Annotated in this window: 15 protein-coding genes; 9 read left to right on the top strand and 6 right to left on the bottom strand. The window is 60.4% G+C overall.

The genetic code is table 11. The annotated features are described in order from the left end of the window. Positions 1-3: 3 nt before the first annotated feature. The 6 genes from M3N55_RS12225 to M3N55_RS12200 all read right to left on the bottom strand — a co-directional run bounded on the left by M3N55_RS12225 (position 4) and on the right by M3N55_RS12200 (position 7,434). On the bottom strand, positions 4-1,290 hold the full coding sequence (locus M3N55_RS12225) for a vWA domain-containing protein (protein ID WP_249059466.1): 1,287 nt from the start codon (positions 1,288-1,290) through the stop codon (positions 4-6). After that, a complete protein-coding gene (locus tag M3N55_RS12220) occupies positions 1,287-2,453 on the bottom strand; it encodes an ATP-binding protein (protein WP_249059464.1) in 1,167 nt (388 codons plus the stop codon). The genes M3N55_RS12225 and M3N55_RS12220 overlap by 4 nt, the downstream gene beginning before the upstream one ends. Continuing rightward, on the bottom strand, positions 2,443-4,113 hold the full coding sequence (locus M3N55_RS12215) for a hypothetical protein (RefSeq protein WP_249059461.1): 1,671 nt from the start codon (positions 4,111-4,113) through the stop codon (positions 2,443-2,445). The genes M3N55_RS12220 and M3N55_RS12215 overlap by 11 nt, the downstream gene beginning before the upstream one ends. Then, positions 4,110-5,270 (bottom strand): hypothetical protein, encoded by a 1,161-nt coding sequence (locus M3N55_RS12210; protein WP_249059459.1) that lies wholly within the window; start codon positions 5,268-5,270, stop codon positions 4,110-4,112. Before M3N55_RS12210 ends, M3N55_RS12215 begins: the two co-directional genes overlap by 4 nt. 141 nt (positions 5,271-5,411) lie before the next feature. Beyond that, positions 5,412-6,734, bottom strand: a complete 1,323-nt coding sequence (locus M3N55_RS12205; protein ID WP_249059457.1) for a vWA domain-containing protein — start codon at positions 6,732-6,734, stop codon at positions 5,412-5,414. Beyond that, positions 6,697-7,434: a helix-turn-helix domain-containing protein gene (locus M3N55_RS12200; protein ID WP_249059446.1), complete on the bottom strand. Its 738-nt coding sequence runs from the start codon at positions 7,432-7,434 to the stop codon at positions 6,697-6,699. Before M3N55_RS12200 ends, M3N55_RS12205 begins: the two co-directional genes overlap by 38 nt. Before the next feature lie 296 nt (positions 7,435-7,730). Between M3N55_RS12200 and M3N55_RS12195 the strand changes: the two genes are divergently transcribed. The 9 genes from M3N55_RS12195 to M3N55_RS12155 all read left to right on the top strand — a co-directional run bounded on the left by M3N55_RS12195 (position 7,731) and on the right by M3N55_RS12155 (position 14,625). Next, positions 7,731-8,186, top strand: a complete 456-nt coding sequence (locus M3N55_RS12195) for a hypothetical protein (protein WP_249059444.1) — start codon at positions 7,731-7,733, stop codon at positions 8,184-8,186. 124 nt (positions 8,187-8,310) lie between these two features. Then, entirely contained in the window at positions 8,311-9,030 is a 720-nt protein-coding gene (locus M3N55_RS12190; protein WP_249059443.1) for a hypothetical protein, read from the top strand. Between the two features lie 44 nt (positions 9,031-9,074). Further along, positions 9,075-9,989 carry a DUF499 family protein gene (locus M3N55_RS12185; protein WP_249059441.1) on the top strand — a complete coding sequence of 305 codons (915 nt, stop codon included), beginning with the start codon at positions 9,075-9,077 and terminating at the stop codon, positions 9,987-9,989. Between the two features lie 8 nt (positions 9,990-9,997). Then, positions 9,998-10,252, top strand: a complete 255-nt coding sequence (locus M3N55_RS12180) for a hypothetical protein (protein ID WP_249059440.1) — start codon at positions 9,998-10,000, stop codon at positions 10,250-10,252. Further along, complete coding sequence (locus M3N55_RS12175) at positions 10,239-10,715, top strand: hypothetical protein (protein ID WP_249059438.1); 477 nt, start codon at positions 10,239-10,241, stop codon at positions 10,713-10,715. Before M3N55_RS12180 ends, M3N55_RS12175 begins: the two co-directional genes overlap by 14 nt. 19 nt (positions 10,716-10,734) lie before the next feature. Continuing rightward, positions 10,735-12,540, top strand: a complete 1,806-nt coding sequence (locus tag M3N55_RS12170; RefSeq protein ID WP_249059436.1) for a DNA recombination protein RmuC — start codon at positions 10,735-10,737, stop codon at positions 12,538-12,540. A gap of 56 nt (positions 12,541-12,596) precedes the next feature. Beyond that, positions 12,597-12,962 carry a hypothetical protein gene (locus M3N55_RS12165; protein ID WP_249059435.1) on the top strand — a complete coding sequence of 122 codons (366 nt, stop codon included), beginning with the start codon at positions 12,597-12,599 and terminating at the stop codon, positions 12,960-12,962. Between the two features lie 175 nt (positions 12,963-13,137). Continuing rightward, complete coding sequence (locus tag M3N55_RS12160; protein WP_249059432.1) at positions 13,138-13,593, top strand: thermonuclease family protein; 456 nt, start codon at positions 13,138-13,140, stop codon at positions 13,591-13,593. Between the two features lie 12 nt (positions 13,594-13,605). Further along, positions 13,606-14,625: a DUF4236 domain-containing protein gene (locus tag M3N55_RS12155; RefSeq protein WP_249059429.1), complete on the top strand. Its 1,020-nt coding sequence runs from the start codon at positions 13,606-13,608 to the stop codon at positions 14,623-14,625. The last annotated feature ends 3 nt before the right edge of the window (positions 14,626-14,628 follow it).

Below are 14,628 nucleotides of genomic sequence, written 5' to 3'. Positions count from 1 at the left end.
CGGTCAACGGGGGCTGCGCGGGGGATGTCGCATTGACAGTCGCGGAAGCCGCCGCTCGGGGGAAGGTGTCAAGTCTGGCAGGCGGATCATTTCGCCCCAGGGCGCTGGTTTTTCACCGTCCGTGGTCAGGGCCCACAAAGTCGGGGTTTTGGGCGCGGTGTCAGGCGCGGGACCAAAGCCGTCCGTCAGCACGATCAGGGCCGCCACAGTCTCATCCAACAGGCCGTCAACAAACAGAGGCCGGAAGTCTGTTCCGCCACCGCCCTGACAGTTTTTGAGAATAGCGGGGAGATCATCTGGAGAGGTCAGGTTGGCCCGTGTTCGGATGGCAATATCGAACAGCATCAGGTCTATGCCCGTCACGGAGCTTTGGGACAGGATGCCCATAGCCTCGGCGATGAAGGCGGGCGCGATATCGAACACGCTGCCCGAGACATCGACGGCGATGGCGATGCGCATTTTGTCCCGCCGCCGACTGGGGAGATAAAGACCCGCGTGGACATGGCGGCGCTGCGGTCGTGACCAGTTGAGACGGGTCATCATGGCGTTTTTCACGAAGCGGGACAGGATCGGTCTCCAGTCGGTGCGCGCGCGCTCCAGCTGATCCAACTCGAACGCGACCAGACCGGGCAGGGTGCCATGACGTTTCGTAGCCTCACGTGCGGCCTCGAGGCGCATCCGCGTGGCCTGCGCCTCGCTCGGCGGGGCATCGAAGGGCCGAAAGTCCGTGTCGATCAGCACCGTGTTGTCACCTGATCCCGCGCCGCCCTCTTCTGGCAGCCCCGTAAGGGGCAGGTGAAGGTCAAAGCCTGACGGGAGATCCGCGCCAGAGTTCACGAGGTGATCATAGACTCTTTCCGCATTCACCCCGTCATATTTTTCAAAGTACACGGCATCGTCCGGTCGCGGGAAGCCGTCCTCCTGGAGCAGGCAGTTGACTTCATGATCAACCGCGATGTTCCAGAGGTTGGGAAGACGCCCGGCGGCCCGGGACATGTGCCCAAGAGCGCAGTGCCAGACCTCGTGGGCAAAGACGAACAGACGTTTCTCCTCGGAGCACTCAAAGAAGAACCGGGCATCGAAGTAGATGACGCTCCCATTCGTGGCTGCCGTGCGCAGACGGTCATCGATCACCGCGACCAGATCAAGCCGCATGGCGATCATCGCCAGAAACGGCCGGCGGAGCAGGAACCCGGCGCGGATGCTTTCCAGTGCGTCCTGAGCCTCGCGTTTAAGGCGCTGGAGGGCTTCGATCTCCCCAGCTTCGGGGTCTGTGGCGTCGTGGATCATTGCGCCGCTTTCATAAGGGTATCCAGGTCGAACATGTCCTCCTGCGCTGAGGTGGCGGAAGCCGATCCGGTCGGTCGCGAATAGCCGCCGATGGCAACACCGTGACGTTTTCGCCAGGAGGCCATCTCCGGTGTCGCCATCAGGGCTTCGAGTTCCGGCACGCTCAGAACATCCGTCACGGCATTGACGATCATCGCGGCAAAGTCGGCGCCGAAGGCTTCTGTCACCGCGAGAAGGCGCAAGAGGATGGACGGGTGCCGCTGCCGATGTGTCAGAGCGACATGGATGAGGGCGGAGGCGAGCGCAAAGCGGCGGTCTCCTTGCCGTGGAACCATGGGCTCCTGACCACGCAGCAGGATGTCCTCGGCGGAGGGGCCTTCGAGCGCAATATGACGGAAGGCGAGGAATTCCGTGGCCACCGCTTCGCCAACCAACCCCGCGATCTGGAGTGCGAGGAGGTCCTCCTGTGGCGTGTCGCCTGCCGTGTCGAACAGTTTTACCAGATAGCTGACCCGCTCCCAGGACCGCGGGCTGGCCCATCCGCGCTGGCTGTCACTCTCCATCTTGAACAGCAGATCTGGCCGCCAGGCCAGGAAGCCCAGAACGGTGGGGTGGAGGCCAACCTTGCGTCCCCATCCCAGCCAGGCGCTCGTGTCGGGGGCCATTTCAAGGTGACAGAACCGGTTCGATAGGGCCGAGGACATGGTGGACGCCACGGCCTGGTCTTCGAGGCGGTTGCCGGCTGCCACGATGTACCAGCCATCCGGGACGCGGTAGAGATCACCAAGGCGGCGGTCCAGGATCAATTCATAGGCCGCCGCCTGAAGCGTGCTGTCGGCAGCCGTCAATTCGTCAAAGAAGATGATGCCGCGGCTGTCCGGATCGCGCGGCCATTCCGAGGCCACCAGCCACCGCACGCTGTCCCCGTCCGGGACCGGCAGGCCGCGCATGTCGACCGGTTCCCGCTGTGCGAGGCGGACATCAACCAGCCCCATCTTCCGTTGTTCCGCTAGGCCCCGGACGATGGCGGACTTGCCGATGCCCGGCGGACCCCAGATCATGAGGGGTGGGATCAGACCGGCGTCTTTTGGCTCTGCATGGAGCGCGTCAATCATCGTCTCGAGGATGGTGCTGACCTGGTCCGGTGTCGCGTTAGTCGGCATGTTGGGGGTGTCCTTTCTGAATGGCAGCCAGCAGGTCCGTGCGCGGAGGTTGGAGCGCTGCGGCATGGAACCTCGCGGCCAGATCCGGGTTGTCTTTGAGCAGGTCTCGGGCCTGTGCGAGAAGCTGTGCCCCTGCGCTGCTCAGCCCCATCTGATTGAGGGCCGCCAAAGGAGAGAGGCGGGAGGAAGCCGGTAGGGTTTTTTCGAGGAATGCCGGCAGATCCCAGAATATGGATGCGGCCGTGGGGTGGGTGCGCAGGGGCAGCAATCCCTCGATCAGACGCGCAACCCCGACCAGCGTATGTTGGTGGGGCTCCTGGTGTTTTGCGGGAATGTCCGACCCTGTCGGCATGTTGCTGATCGAGGCCGAGAGACAGGTCAACAAGGCTTGCTGATCTTGTTCTGAGGAGGCGCTGCGTGCGGCGCGCGCCAGAACGGCCATCGGGAGGACCCAGGGAAGGGTGTTCAATGCGGCTTGATAGGCCGTGTCCTCGACGCCCTGTGAGACGCATGCGCGCCACAGGGCGAAGTCCGCCTGTTGGGTCTCGAAGGCGAGGTCCCGGGGGGCTTTCCACAGAGCGCTGCGTCCCGGGCCCAGATGGGAGAGTTTGGCATGCCGCTGGTGCAGGTGACGCCGCATGGCCCAAAGCTCATCAGCATCGCCCTCGGTCTCCAGAAGGGCGTGCAGAATCTTCAGGGCGGGCAGAACAGCCGACGGGGAATGGGTTGTGGTGACCCAACGGTGCAGCGTGGTCCGCCAATAGGGGTCGTGGATTGCGTCTGGGGACGGCAAGGCCGCCAGAGGAGCGGTCGCGTTTGACAGGCTCGCCGTGTCGGAAAAGATGTGGCGACAGTTATGGGCCTGTGTCGACCCGATCAGACCGCTTTTCAAGCGCGCGTTGACGGCCACGAAATGCGCGTGGTCCCAAACCCCCACCAGATCCATCTCGCTCCCACCGCTGCGGTGGATGCGCAGGACCGATCCGCTTGCGGTGAGCGTGCACAATTCCGGACAGCGGTCCATGGACAGGGCTGACATCTCCGGCCCGGCCTTAAGGTGCTTGAGCGATGGCAGGTTGACGATCTGGGCCTGAGTGAGCGCGGGGCCGTTCAGGTCGAGGTCGTCCGTGTTCGTAAGGCCGTGCAGGTGCACGGCCCGGAGGTTGGGCGTGACGATCGGTGCCAGTGTGTGCAGCCCTTCGGGAGGGGCGAGAAGGATGAACAAAGCCGTGTCTTCGATTGGCGTGCGCGGGGCTGCGCCTGGCGGCACGAGCAGAGAGTGGTCATACATCGGCCCGTCCGTCTTGATCTGGCATGTATGCCCATCCGGCTGACAGCTGTCGAATGATGCGAGGCTTCCGCAGATCTGAACTGGGCTGCCCATGTCTCCGAATTCCCAGTGAAGGAACGCCCCCTCCGGGGCCACCGGAAGGAGAACCGTGGCCAGCTTGGGGCAGCCCCGCACCGTCAGGTGCACCGGCGTTGCGCAGGCCGACAGGTCGAGCGTTTCCAGGTGCGGGTTGTCGATCAGATCGACGCAGCGCAGGTGGTGCCCGTCCGCCCGAAGATGGCGGGCGGCATTGTGCATGACAAAAATGCCGTCCCGGTCATCTGGGGCAGTCAGAAGGTGGTACGAAATAGCAGTGTCCTGATACGTCATTCTGTCCCTTGAATATCGTCTTCATCGAGAAGGCGCATATGCAGCGCCAGTTCTTGGATGAGGTCTTCCTGATCCATGTCAAAAGCGGAAAAGTCGGTATCGTCAGAGCGCTCGTAGCGCTCCTCCCAGTCTTCCGCGATAGCAATCACGCTGCGGCGTTTGACGATCCCGTGCTCCGCAAGGGCCTGTTCGACAATTTTCTGGGTTTTGTCAGAGACGCATTTGTTCTTCAGGCCGCGGATATCATCCAGACGGCAGCCAAAGGGGCCATCCGTTGTCAGGCCGACCATGCAGGGCTCATCTCCAGCCAGGAATTCGTAGCACTGCGAGGGGCCACGAATGACATCCTTGATCATGAAAGCCGAGCGCAGGCAGTTGTGGAACTTGAGCCCGGCAGATTTCAGGGCCTTGACTGAGCCGAGGTGACGGAAACGATCATCCCCGGTGATGAAAGGGGGTGGGCAGGGCACTGCATCAACGATCTTAAGCAGTATCTTGAGCGGGCTCTGCCCTGCATAGAGTTGCTCACGGATGTCGTCCCAGATCTCATCCGAGGGAGTACCGCCATGCACCGCCGTCATCGCCGTGACGAAATCGGTCAGGTCGCGCATGTTCTTGAAGCATTTGTAGATGCGCAACCGGCGCAGCGGGGCGGGAAGCTTCATGAGCGCTTCTGTCAGATCCGCACAGATCTCAAGACGCCCTGAAACATACGCGAAGTCCTCCGGAAAATGCGTCAGGTGATCATGCCAGAAGGTGTAGTAGTTGGGATCATGTCCGGTCTCACCGGCACGGCGCAGCAGCCCTTGAAACCCATCCGGGACGCTTCCAAAGGCATCTTCCAGGAGATGCTTGGAGCGCTCCATAAGGAAATTCCGGCGCAAGTAGGCCATATCTCCCTCCGGGTATTCTGCAGCGAGGCAGGCGTTCCAGACCTGGCGGCGCGCGGGATCTGTCAGGATGTAAAGCGGGGCGTGTTCATGGCCGAAGACACGAAGGACCCGCGGTGTGAGCGGCCCGGCAAGATGGCTCAGCAGGGTGTCGTATTTCTTTGACAGTTGGGCGTAGGGGATATCGTTCAACGCGGCAGACTTCACCTGGGAAGGGGAAACCAAGGGGATACGGGACAGGGGGATGACAGATGATGCTTGGGTCATGTGGAGCCTCGGATAAAAACTGTAGCGAGCGGCCGCAGACATTCATGCGCATGACACGTCATGCGGTATGGCAGGCTGCGGTGAGGAGAGGCCGCCCTGATCCCTCAGCCGGGATCAGGGCGGTTGGGTCTGGTGTAACCGTTAACGGTCGTCACGCAGGCGATCACTCCAGCTCGGTTTCATCCCGCGGCGGTCTGTCCGGCTCGACGACACGCGGTTGCTGTGGAGATACATCTCCTTGGTGCTGCGCGACGACATGCGGCGCCCAACACGGCCCGCAAGCATGCGCAGTTCGCGCACCATGTCGTCGGCCCCATCAAGACCCTGCACGTAACGGCGGAAATGATGCACCTGTTCGGCTACGTACTCTTCCGCTTCGCGATAGGCTTCATCACGATTGAACCGCGCGGCCGTCGCGATGATATGTGCGCTCCAGATGCGCGCAACGATTGCCGCGAGGGCGTCATCGCGTGGTTGGGCGTTATTCTCGACTGCGGATGCGGCAGACAGCGTCATGGTTTCGGGTCCGACCGAAACAGCTTCCCCGGTTTCCACGTCTTGACCCAGGGTCATGACGACGAAATCCAGCTGCTGCGAAAAAATATCCGCCATCGGGCAAGTCACCTTGAATACGACCACGCGCTCAACGTCGTTTTGGATGGGACCCAGGGTCACGTCGACGCCGTTCCCATGCGCCACATGCGGCAGGGTGCCCAGAAGATCGACCTGAACGCTGTCAGGGAAGGTCAGGTGCAGTTTTGCGTCCTCGACCACCGTCAACAGAATATCGTCGAGTTCCCCATGCAGAATAGAGGTGATCTCTTCTGTCAGCTCGGCATCATGGAGGCGCCCGCCACCATGTTCGGCCATGCCGCGCAGCAGGTGCTCATCATACCCGTCCCCGATGCCCAGGGTCGACGTCAGGACACCGCGCTGGCGCAACTGGCCGACATGTTCAAACAGTTCGTCCGGATCGGTCAGGCCCTGGTTGGCATGCCCATCGCTTAGCAAAAGCACGCGTGGGATCATTGTCGGATCTTGAGCAGTAATGGATGCCGCACATTCCACGCCCGCAAAGTACCCGCCTGACAGGAAGGTCATACCGCGTGTACGAATGCCTGAAATCTCGGCACGGATTTGCGGGAGCGTCTCAGCTCCAGCCTGCATGCCGTCGATATGCACGACAATATCCTCTGCAAAAGACACCACGCTGATACGGTCGTCAGCAGACAGGCGTTCGACCAGTCCGATCGCCGCCATCTGGGCTGCGGCCAGTTTGCCGCCTCCCATGGAGCCGCTGGCATCAATCACCATGGCGATGTTCAGTGGCTGGCGCGCCGCAACACGCGTGTCATCGGATTTTGCGGCATTGAGTCGTGCCACAAGGTAGCGCACAGAGTCGCCACCCTCCCAAAACAGCTTGCGGTCAACGCCGGCCGTCAGGGTAAAGTTCAGTTCGTTCATCTTGATCCCTTCTTCTTAACAAGGCTCTGAGTTCGCCCGCGAATTGTTCGAAAACGTGCCTCTCACGGGGCGATAGATCGCCGCGTACAGAGAGTTCGAAGCCGAACGTGACGGGTAATCGGATCCATGGTTCCGATCTGACCCGCCTTGGGGGTTTCACTGAGCCTAAAATGCGTTCGAGTTCAGGGATCAGGTCTTCAATTGCGGTGATTTCCTCCTCACGTCGTGCACGGCTGCTCATCCGGGGTTTGTCCGGACGGCCACCCGTCGGCATGTGTTTCCGGCGCAGGTAGTCCTGCTTTTCCGGCGACATCGATGCCGACACATCGGGATCATCCAGATGAACGAAAGATTGCGGCTTGGTGGGCGTGCCGCGCGCCTCCTGTGGAACATTATTCTCTACATAGGAAGCGATCACGTTCGTGTTTGATCGGGGCGCTTGCGCTGCCCAATCCTGGAAGTCCGAAGGGCCGGCCATAATGAACATTTCAGCGATCTCCTTCAGCGACCGCTTCTGCGCCTTCAAGGCCAGAACCGACCATACGCGGTCCACGTTTTCTCGCGGATAGCGGGCGCCACGTCCGGATTTGTCGGGCGGTTCCAGTAGGCCTTCGTCAATCCAGGACCGCAGGGTTCGGATGGAAACGTCGGTCTCTTTGCTGATTTCTTCGAGGGTGAGGTCGTTGTCATGTTCAATCATGATGGCCTTCTGCCATCTGTTTTGTTGAGTGTCAACATAAAATGTGATGTTACGCTAAACTTGACAAATAATAGTTTACATATGGCGCTCGCAGCGCAGTACACAAAAGAAGATGGATCGAGGATAAATATGTTCAATAGCTCGAATGTGATGGTTTCGTGAAGGTTGGTGTTTGCGCTTGGGGGTCTCTGATCTGGGATCCGCGAAACTTGATGGTTCAGAGTGACTTCAGGCTGGCCGGGCCTCACCTTCCTCTCGAGTTTAGCCGCATCTCGGGTCCGGATGGGCGGCGACGGTTGACGCTTGTCATTGATGAGGAGCATGGCGCTCCCTGCCGGACCTTTGTTGCGCAGAGCGCCTTCAGTAATATCGGTGATGCCGTTGATAACCTTGCGGCGCGCGAGGGTCTTTACCACAAAGAAGATGTGGGATGGGCTGTCGCGGTGTCTGGTGCGGCCAGCGGACGTGCCGCGCTTCGGCACCCGTCTGCTGTTCAGGGTATTGAAGAGTTCCTGGGTCAAGCTGACTTTGATGCGGTCATCTGGACCGCACTGCCACCCAACTTCACCGCGCGCCTGTCCGATGGCGCCTCGTTCTCAGTGCGGCGAGCGCTGAGCGTTCTGTCTGATGATTTTTCGCAATCTGAGCGGCAGGCATCCCTTGACTACATGCGGCGCGCACCCGTTGGGGTCGGGACGCCATTAAGGGCGGCTGTAGAGGAATGTGTGTGGAGTTCTGGGAGGTTAACTTAACATGGGGTGTAATGTTAATTCAGGTATTATATTGAAAATTTACACCCAACTTGACAGTAATTGTCGTTCCCCATAAGTGTGTCTCACAGACAGCGAATCGGATGGGGAGCGGGAGGACAGGCCTATGCAGATGCGTCACGGGGAATTTTCGACATCCAAGTCCATGAGAGAGTCTTTCAAGCGAGGACGGGCCCGAGAGGCTTTGACGACAGCATCCAGCCAGCCCCTAGTTCCGGAACGCCTGTTTGATATGATCATGGAAGCACGTCCCAACGCCAAAAGCGTCAAGCGACTTCTGGCGCGGGCAAAACGTCAAACTGGAGTGACCAATGTCTCCGCCTCTTCCTGTGGCAAGCGGTTCTTGCTGGTGGGCCGATACGTTAAAACGATGACGTTTCAGAAGCCGGATGAACTCCTGAAATACAACGATCAGGCGATCACCTACATCGGAGTGCGCTTCCAAGCGCGCCGCGCGGGGATTTCAATCTGGACCGAAGGCGTGAGCTTCGGGAAGCATGCCCTTGAGCGCTTCGTCGAGCGGTCTGAGGTTGATTTCCATGCGCCCATTCTTCCCCACATCGATGCGGAGGCGAAACAGATCTTCCAGTCTTGGGAGAATGAGGAGGTCATCCCTGAGCATGATGGGCAGCATTATCGGGCCATGATGCCTGGGACATGGTCGGGCTGGGTGCAGGACTTCCCTATCGAGTGTGAATGGGGACGATTTGTCTCCGTACTGCCTCGTCTGCCCATGTTCTGCGTTCGTACGTTTCTATCGGATGAAGAAATGCGTCCGACCGTCTGGATGCGCGCTTACGGCGCGCAGAACTGCCAGCTACTTTGAGCGAAATAATGCTTTGAAAATATGAATAAAAGTATCCTAATGCTATGGTTGAAAATTTAAAGAATAGCGCATGTGCCAGTGTCGCACTTCTCAATGAGGGTTTGGGGTCTCTGGATATCCGAATTCCACCGAAACTGTCGGAGCAAAGATTTTGGTCGCCCCAAGCATTCTTCCGAGAGACCTATTTTACTGCGGGGCTGCGCGATCTTATGATTCGTGTTGCTGGTGGGCTCTCGGGTAACTTTCTGCCGAGTATATATGAACTGGACGCGCGCTCGGGCGGCGGGAAAACACACGCTCTCTTGGCGCTATATCATATGGTCGGTGCAGGGGCCTCTTTGAACGTCCCAGAGCTTCGCGGCCTATTTTCCGAGGCTTCGACGGCCCTGCCCGAGAAAATAAATAGGGTTGTGATCACGGGGGGAGTCAGCCATCCGCGCGTGGTGGGTGATGCCTTGGATGATTTTGAAATCAAAACCCTGTGGGGTGAGATCGCCTGGCAGATCGGTGGGCGGGAAGCCTATGAGATCGTTGCGGATCATGATCGTACGGGAACTCCTCCTCCGTCTAATCTCCTCATGAACGTTTTATCCGACCATTCGCCCTGCCTAATCCTTGTGGATGGATGGCTGTCATATCTCAACCATGTTGGTCAGGCCTCGGAACGACCTGATGATGAAGCGCTGTTGGCACACCTGGGTTTTATTTTTTCTTTCAGTGAGGCGGTTCGCCGCGTGCCGGGGGCTGTCCTCGTTGCTTCTGAGCCTGAGGGGGTCGTCTTTTCAGACCGTAGGGCCCGCGAGATCCGAACCGAGCTTCACAAGATTTTCAAGTTCGTAGAGCGCTGGCAGCCGGCCACCCCCGCTGAAAAGCTAGAGATCGCGCGCAAGCGACTGTGCGGCGATGTGGCGAATAATTCTGACCTGGTGAGCCTCAAGCCTGCAGAAGCCGAGGAGTAAAACGTCCCATGCAGTATAACCCGATCACCAAGACACTTTGGGACGATGACGGCAACTTCCTAAAACGGGTTCACTGCCCGAAAGGGGTGAGCCGTGGCCAGTTGGAGGAGGGACGCTGCCGATTGTGTGATTACGCGGTCGTTCAGATTGATCAACTTCCAGAGCAGGATGCGCTGCGCCTGTTTCAGTCGAAACCAGATCTCTGCGTCAGCTTTCGCCTTGAGGCTCCCACCATAAGGATTATCCCACATGACCCCGTTTGAACCGGCCCCTGAGATCCGACGTATCTCTACGGCGCGCAGCCTGAAGGCCATGAATAGGGCTGTGAAGCAGGGGTTTCGCCCGCTTATCAAGAAGATTGAGCCAAACCCTGAAATCCAGACAAAATATCAGGTCGTACAGCACCGAGAGACCGGAGAGGTCCGTTGCGATGGGGATTATCGTGCCACCCAGTTTTTCGGACTTTCGCAAGAGTGGGACGTCATCATTCCATGGACCTTTCGTTATCCATATGCGTGGGATCTGCCTTTCGCCGCTTATCTACTGCCACCTGATCTCGAGGTGGGGGAGGACGTGATCCTAGATGACCTGATTGAAGACCTGCTGGGAACCGTTTGGAACCAGGGTGACACCTATCGGCGTGAGCGGTGTAAGGCCCGTTGGACTGGAACAGATTTCGAACTTTTGCACACGAACGACGAAGATACGCGGATCATCGTCGGGTAGACTGAATAGAGGTTATTTTATGACAGAGTTTTCTGATTTTTCTGAGCTAATCGGTCGAACTGATCCAGTTTTGGTGGGTTTGGGGTTGCTTGGGCTGCTCGTTCTTGTCTTGAGTTTTCGCAGACCAAAAGATGGAAGTGGGCCACTCCGGGACGCTCTGGTTGCGCGAGAGGCTGAACTGCGTGACGCCCTGAATGGCGCGAACCGCGCAGAGGCGCTCGCCGAGGAGCGGAAGACGGAAGTCGACCGTCTTAACGGGGACTTGTCCAAACTCCGTATCAAGCTCGACGAGGACGCGCAGAAAGCGCGCGAGGACGCGTCTCGGATCTCCGCGCTCGATACCGAGCTGCGCGGGGAGCGGGAGGAGGCGGAGGCGGCCCAGGCCCGGTTTGAGATCTCGCTCCGGGACCGGGAGACCCAGGCCGACACGCTCCGGGGCCAGGTCCGGGATCTGACGGCGGCCGGGACGGCGAAATCCGAGGAGATCAGCACGCTGAAATCCCGGATCAGCCAGCTCGAGGCGGACCTTCGCGCGGCCGAGGCGCTGGCGAAGACCACGGCGACCCGGACCTCGGAGACCCTCACGGACCTGCGCGCCCAGATCACGGAGCGGGACGGGCAGGTGCGCGACCTGCGCGGGAAGCTCGACCAGGCCGGCGCGGAGAAGCAGGCCCTCACCGGGCAGGTCAACAAGCTGCAGGCGGAGCTGAAGGCGCAAGGCGAGGCGGCTGCGGAGAAGATCGAGATCCTCTCCCGGGTGCGCGCGGACATGGAGGCGAAGTTCGGCGAGCTGGCGCGCGAGGCGCTCAAGGTGCAGGGGGAGGCCTTCTCCGCAACCAATATCGAACGGCTCAACGCCACCCTGACCCCGCTCAAGGAGCATGTGGGGCATTTTGAGCGGGAGCTGAAGGCGGTCCACCAGGCCACCGTGGACGATCGGGCCGCCCTCAAGGCGGAGATCCGGAACCTCACGCAGCGGTCCGAGGACATCTCGAAGGAGGCGACGGCGCTCACCCGGGCCCTCAAGTCCGACCAGCAGAAACAGGGGGCCTGGGGGGAGATGATCCTCGCCAACATCCTTGAGCGGTCCGGCCTGCGCGAGGGGGAGGAGTACGAGACCCAGGCGCACCGGACCGGGACGGATGGGGAGCGGCTCCGGCCTGACGTGGTCGTCCGGATCCCAGGCGGGAAGTCCCTCGTGGTGGACAGCAAGGTCTCTCTCGTCGCCTACACGGACGCGGTCAACGCGGAGACGGAGGAGGAGGCCGCCGCCGCCCGCAAGCGCCACGTTGCCTCAATCCGGTCCCACATCAACGGGCTCTCAGCGAAAGCGTATCAGGCGGCCGAGGAGTTCACGGTCGACTATGTGATCCTCTTCGTCCCGATCGAGGGGGCGCTTTCCGAAGCGCTGCGGGAGGACGGGGCGCTGACCGAGTACGCGCTAGAACGCCACATCACGATCGCGACCCCGACCACGCTCATGATGGCGCTGCGGACCGTCTCCCACGTCTGGGCGGTGGAGCGGCGCAACCGGAACGCGGAGGAGATCGCGAAACGGGCCGGGTTTCTCTACGACAAAGTGGTTGGCTTCGTCTCCAGTATGGAGGGGGTCGGCACCCGTCTCCGCCAGGCGCAGGACTCCTACGACGTGGCGATTGGGCAGCTCTCGCAGGGGAGCGGGAACCTGCTGCGGCAAACCGAGATGTTGAAGGAGTTGGGCGCCAAAACGACCAAGTCAATCGGGATGGATTTTGATCAGGAAACCGGATCGGAAATGCGCGCTTCGGAAGGAGCGCACGCCCTGGTCGAGGACGTCGTTCAGTAGACCATAATCAATAATCATATCTGTATCGGGGCGAGTTTTATATGTAAGTGACTGCTATGCAGACGCTGATTTACAAAACCGAGCTCGCCGTGGAGCGCGCTCCAGTTTGGCTCGCTCCGAACAGCCCGGTCGAGTTGCATTCGCAAGCTGATGGGACGGTTGCGGCTTTTGCGCAGAGACCGTCGGGCTGGTTAACCCGGTTTGGGCTGTCGCGTCCGGTCCGGATCGGTGTGCTGAACGAAGCCGCGGGAGACCTTCTGCGTCCGATATTGGACGTGCGGACCCCGCTTCGGATCAGGATTGTCGAGTTGCAGCCGGCACATCTGGCTGCCGATCGTCGCGCCCGGATCAGCGTTTCCGTCTGGGGCTCCGTCGTCAAAACAACCCCTCCGAGCGTTTTTTCGAGAGTAGGTCCCGCGTGATGCGGTCTCTGGTTGAGCATCTCCGGGCCGGGTGGCGGAAGCTGATGAGCTGGGTACAGACACGACGTCAGATTGATGACCAGGCAGAGAATGAGTGCCTCGATCAGATCTGGCGGGCGGAATGCAACGAGATGGATGCGATCCTTGAGCGGAAGGATCCGGGGCGGGATCGGAGATGAAGCGCCTGTTGAAAATGAGCCCCTCTAATTCTGTGCGCATTTCAATCTGGAAGGTTGCAGCCCTGCTCGGGGTTCTGGCGTCCCCGGCGCTAGCAGACCGAATCCTGGAGGGCCGCGTCACGGTCGTGCGCGACGTGGACACGATCGTCGTGGCTGGGACCCCCGTCCGGCTCAACGGAGTGGACGGGCCGGAGACCTCAACCCGTGTCGGCCGTGAGGCCCGCACCTTCATGGCGCGCCTTGTTCAGGGCGAAACCGTCGCTTGTGTGTTGGACGGAACCCGGACCTACGACAGGTGGGTCGGGATCTGTTATCTAGATGGGCAGGACATCGCCGCGATCGCCGTCGCGAACGGACACGCGCTCGACTGCCGTCGTTACTCAGGTGGCCGGTATCGTGACCTAGAGACCCCGGCAGCCCGGTCCCGGATCCGGCGCGCCGGGTACTGCTAAAATGGGGGTGATATGAGTTTCCGGTTCTGGCGTCGTGTTCGTCTTGCTCCAGGGGTGACGCTGAACCTGAGCAAGTCGACGGCGTCGTTGTCCTTCGGCCCACCCGGCGCGAAATACACGATCAGCCCGCATGGTAACCGGGCAACAGCCGGAATCCCGGGGACCGGTTTGTTCTATACGGTCCATGACCGGAACAGATCCGGCCGTGGTGCTTCAGCACCCGCCCGAGCGGTGCCCAAAAGGGACCGGCTGAGCCTCGGGTTCTTCCAGCGCCTGATGACGCCCACGGAAGAGCGCCGATTTGTTGATGGGATCTGCGCACTGAATGACGGCGACCAGAATGCGGCTTTGGCTGCCCTGGAGGAGGCGAGCGATCTGCCGGACGCGGCCTGGATGGCGGGGATGATCCGCTTGCGTCGGGAAGAGTTTGATCAGGCTAAGGCGCATTTTCAGGGTGTTCTGGGGCGTCTTTCGGACCTTGGTTCTCTGTTCGCAAAATACGATATCGCAGCACAGGTCAACCTTCCGATCACCGAGGACATCTTCGCCCATGTCTTCCCACGTGAGCGCGGCACACGGCTGGCGCTGATCGAGATCGCGCAGCTTGAGGGGCGATCCGCGGACGCCAGGGCCCATATAGACCGGCTCCTGACGCTTGACCCGACTGACCCAGTCATTCTTTTAGCCTTCGCAGAGCTTGCGCTTGATACGCCGACGGACCGGACGCTGATGGAGCGGGTTGTTGGGCTGACCGCAGGGGTCGCGAACGAAACCCCCGTTGACACAGCGGTGCTGCTTTTCCGGGGGCGGGCCCTGGCCGCGCTTGGGATGCCGGCTGGCGCGATAGACGTCCTGACGTTGGCCAACCGGCGCCGGAAAGATCGACCGGATGAGCTGATGCGCCAGATCCGGTATGACCGGGCGCTCTTATATGAACAGGTGGGCCGGAAGGCGGATTCGCGTCGCGAGATGGAGCGGCTTTATGCAGCAGATCCGGAGTTCGCCGATCTGCGAGAAAGGTTGAATGTATGAACG

Source organism: Roseinatronobacter domitianus (assembly GCF_023336755.1).
GTDB lineage: Bacteria > Pseudomonadota > Alphaproteobacteria > Rhodobacterales > Rhodobacteraceae > Roseinatronobacter > Roseinatronobacter domitianus.
This window is presented reverse-complemented; position numbering and strand designations above follow the sequence as displayed.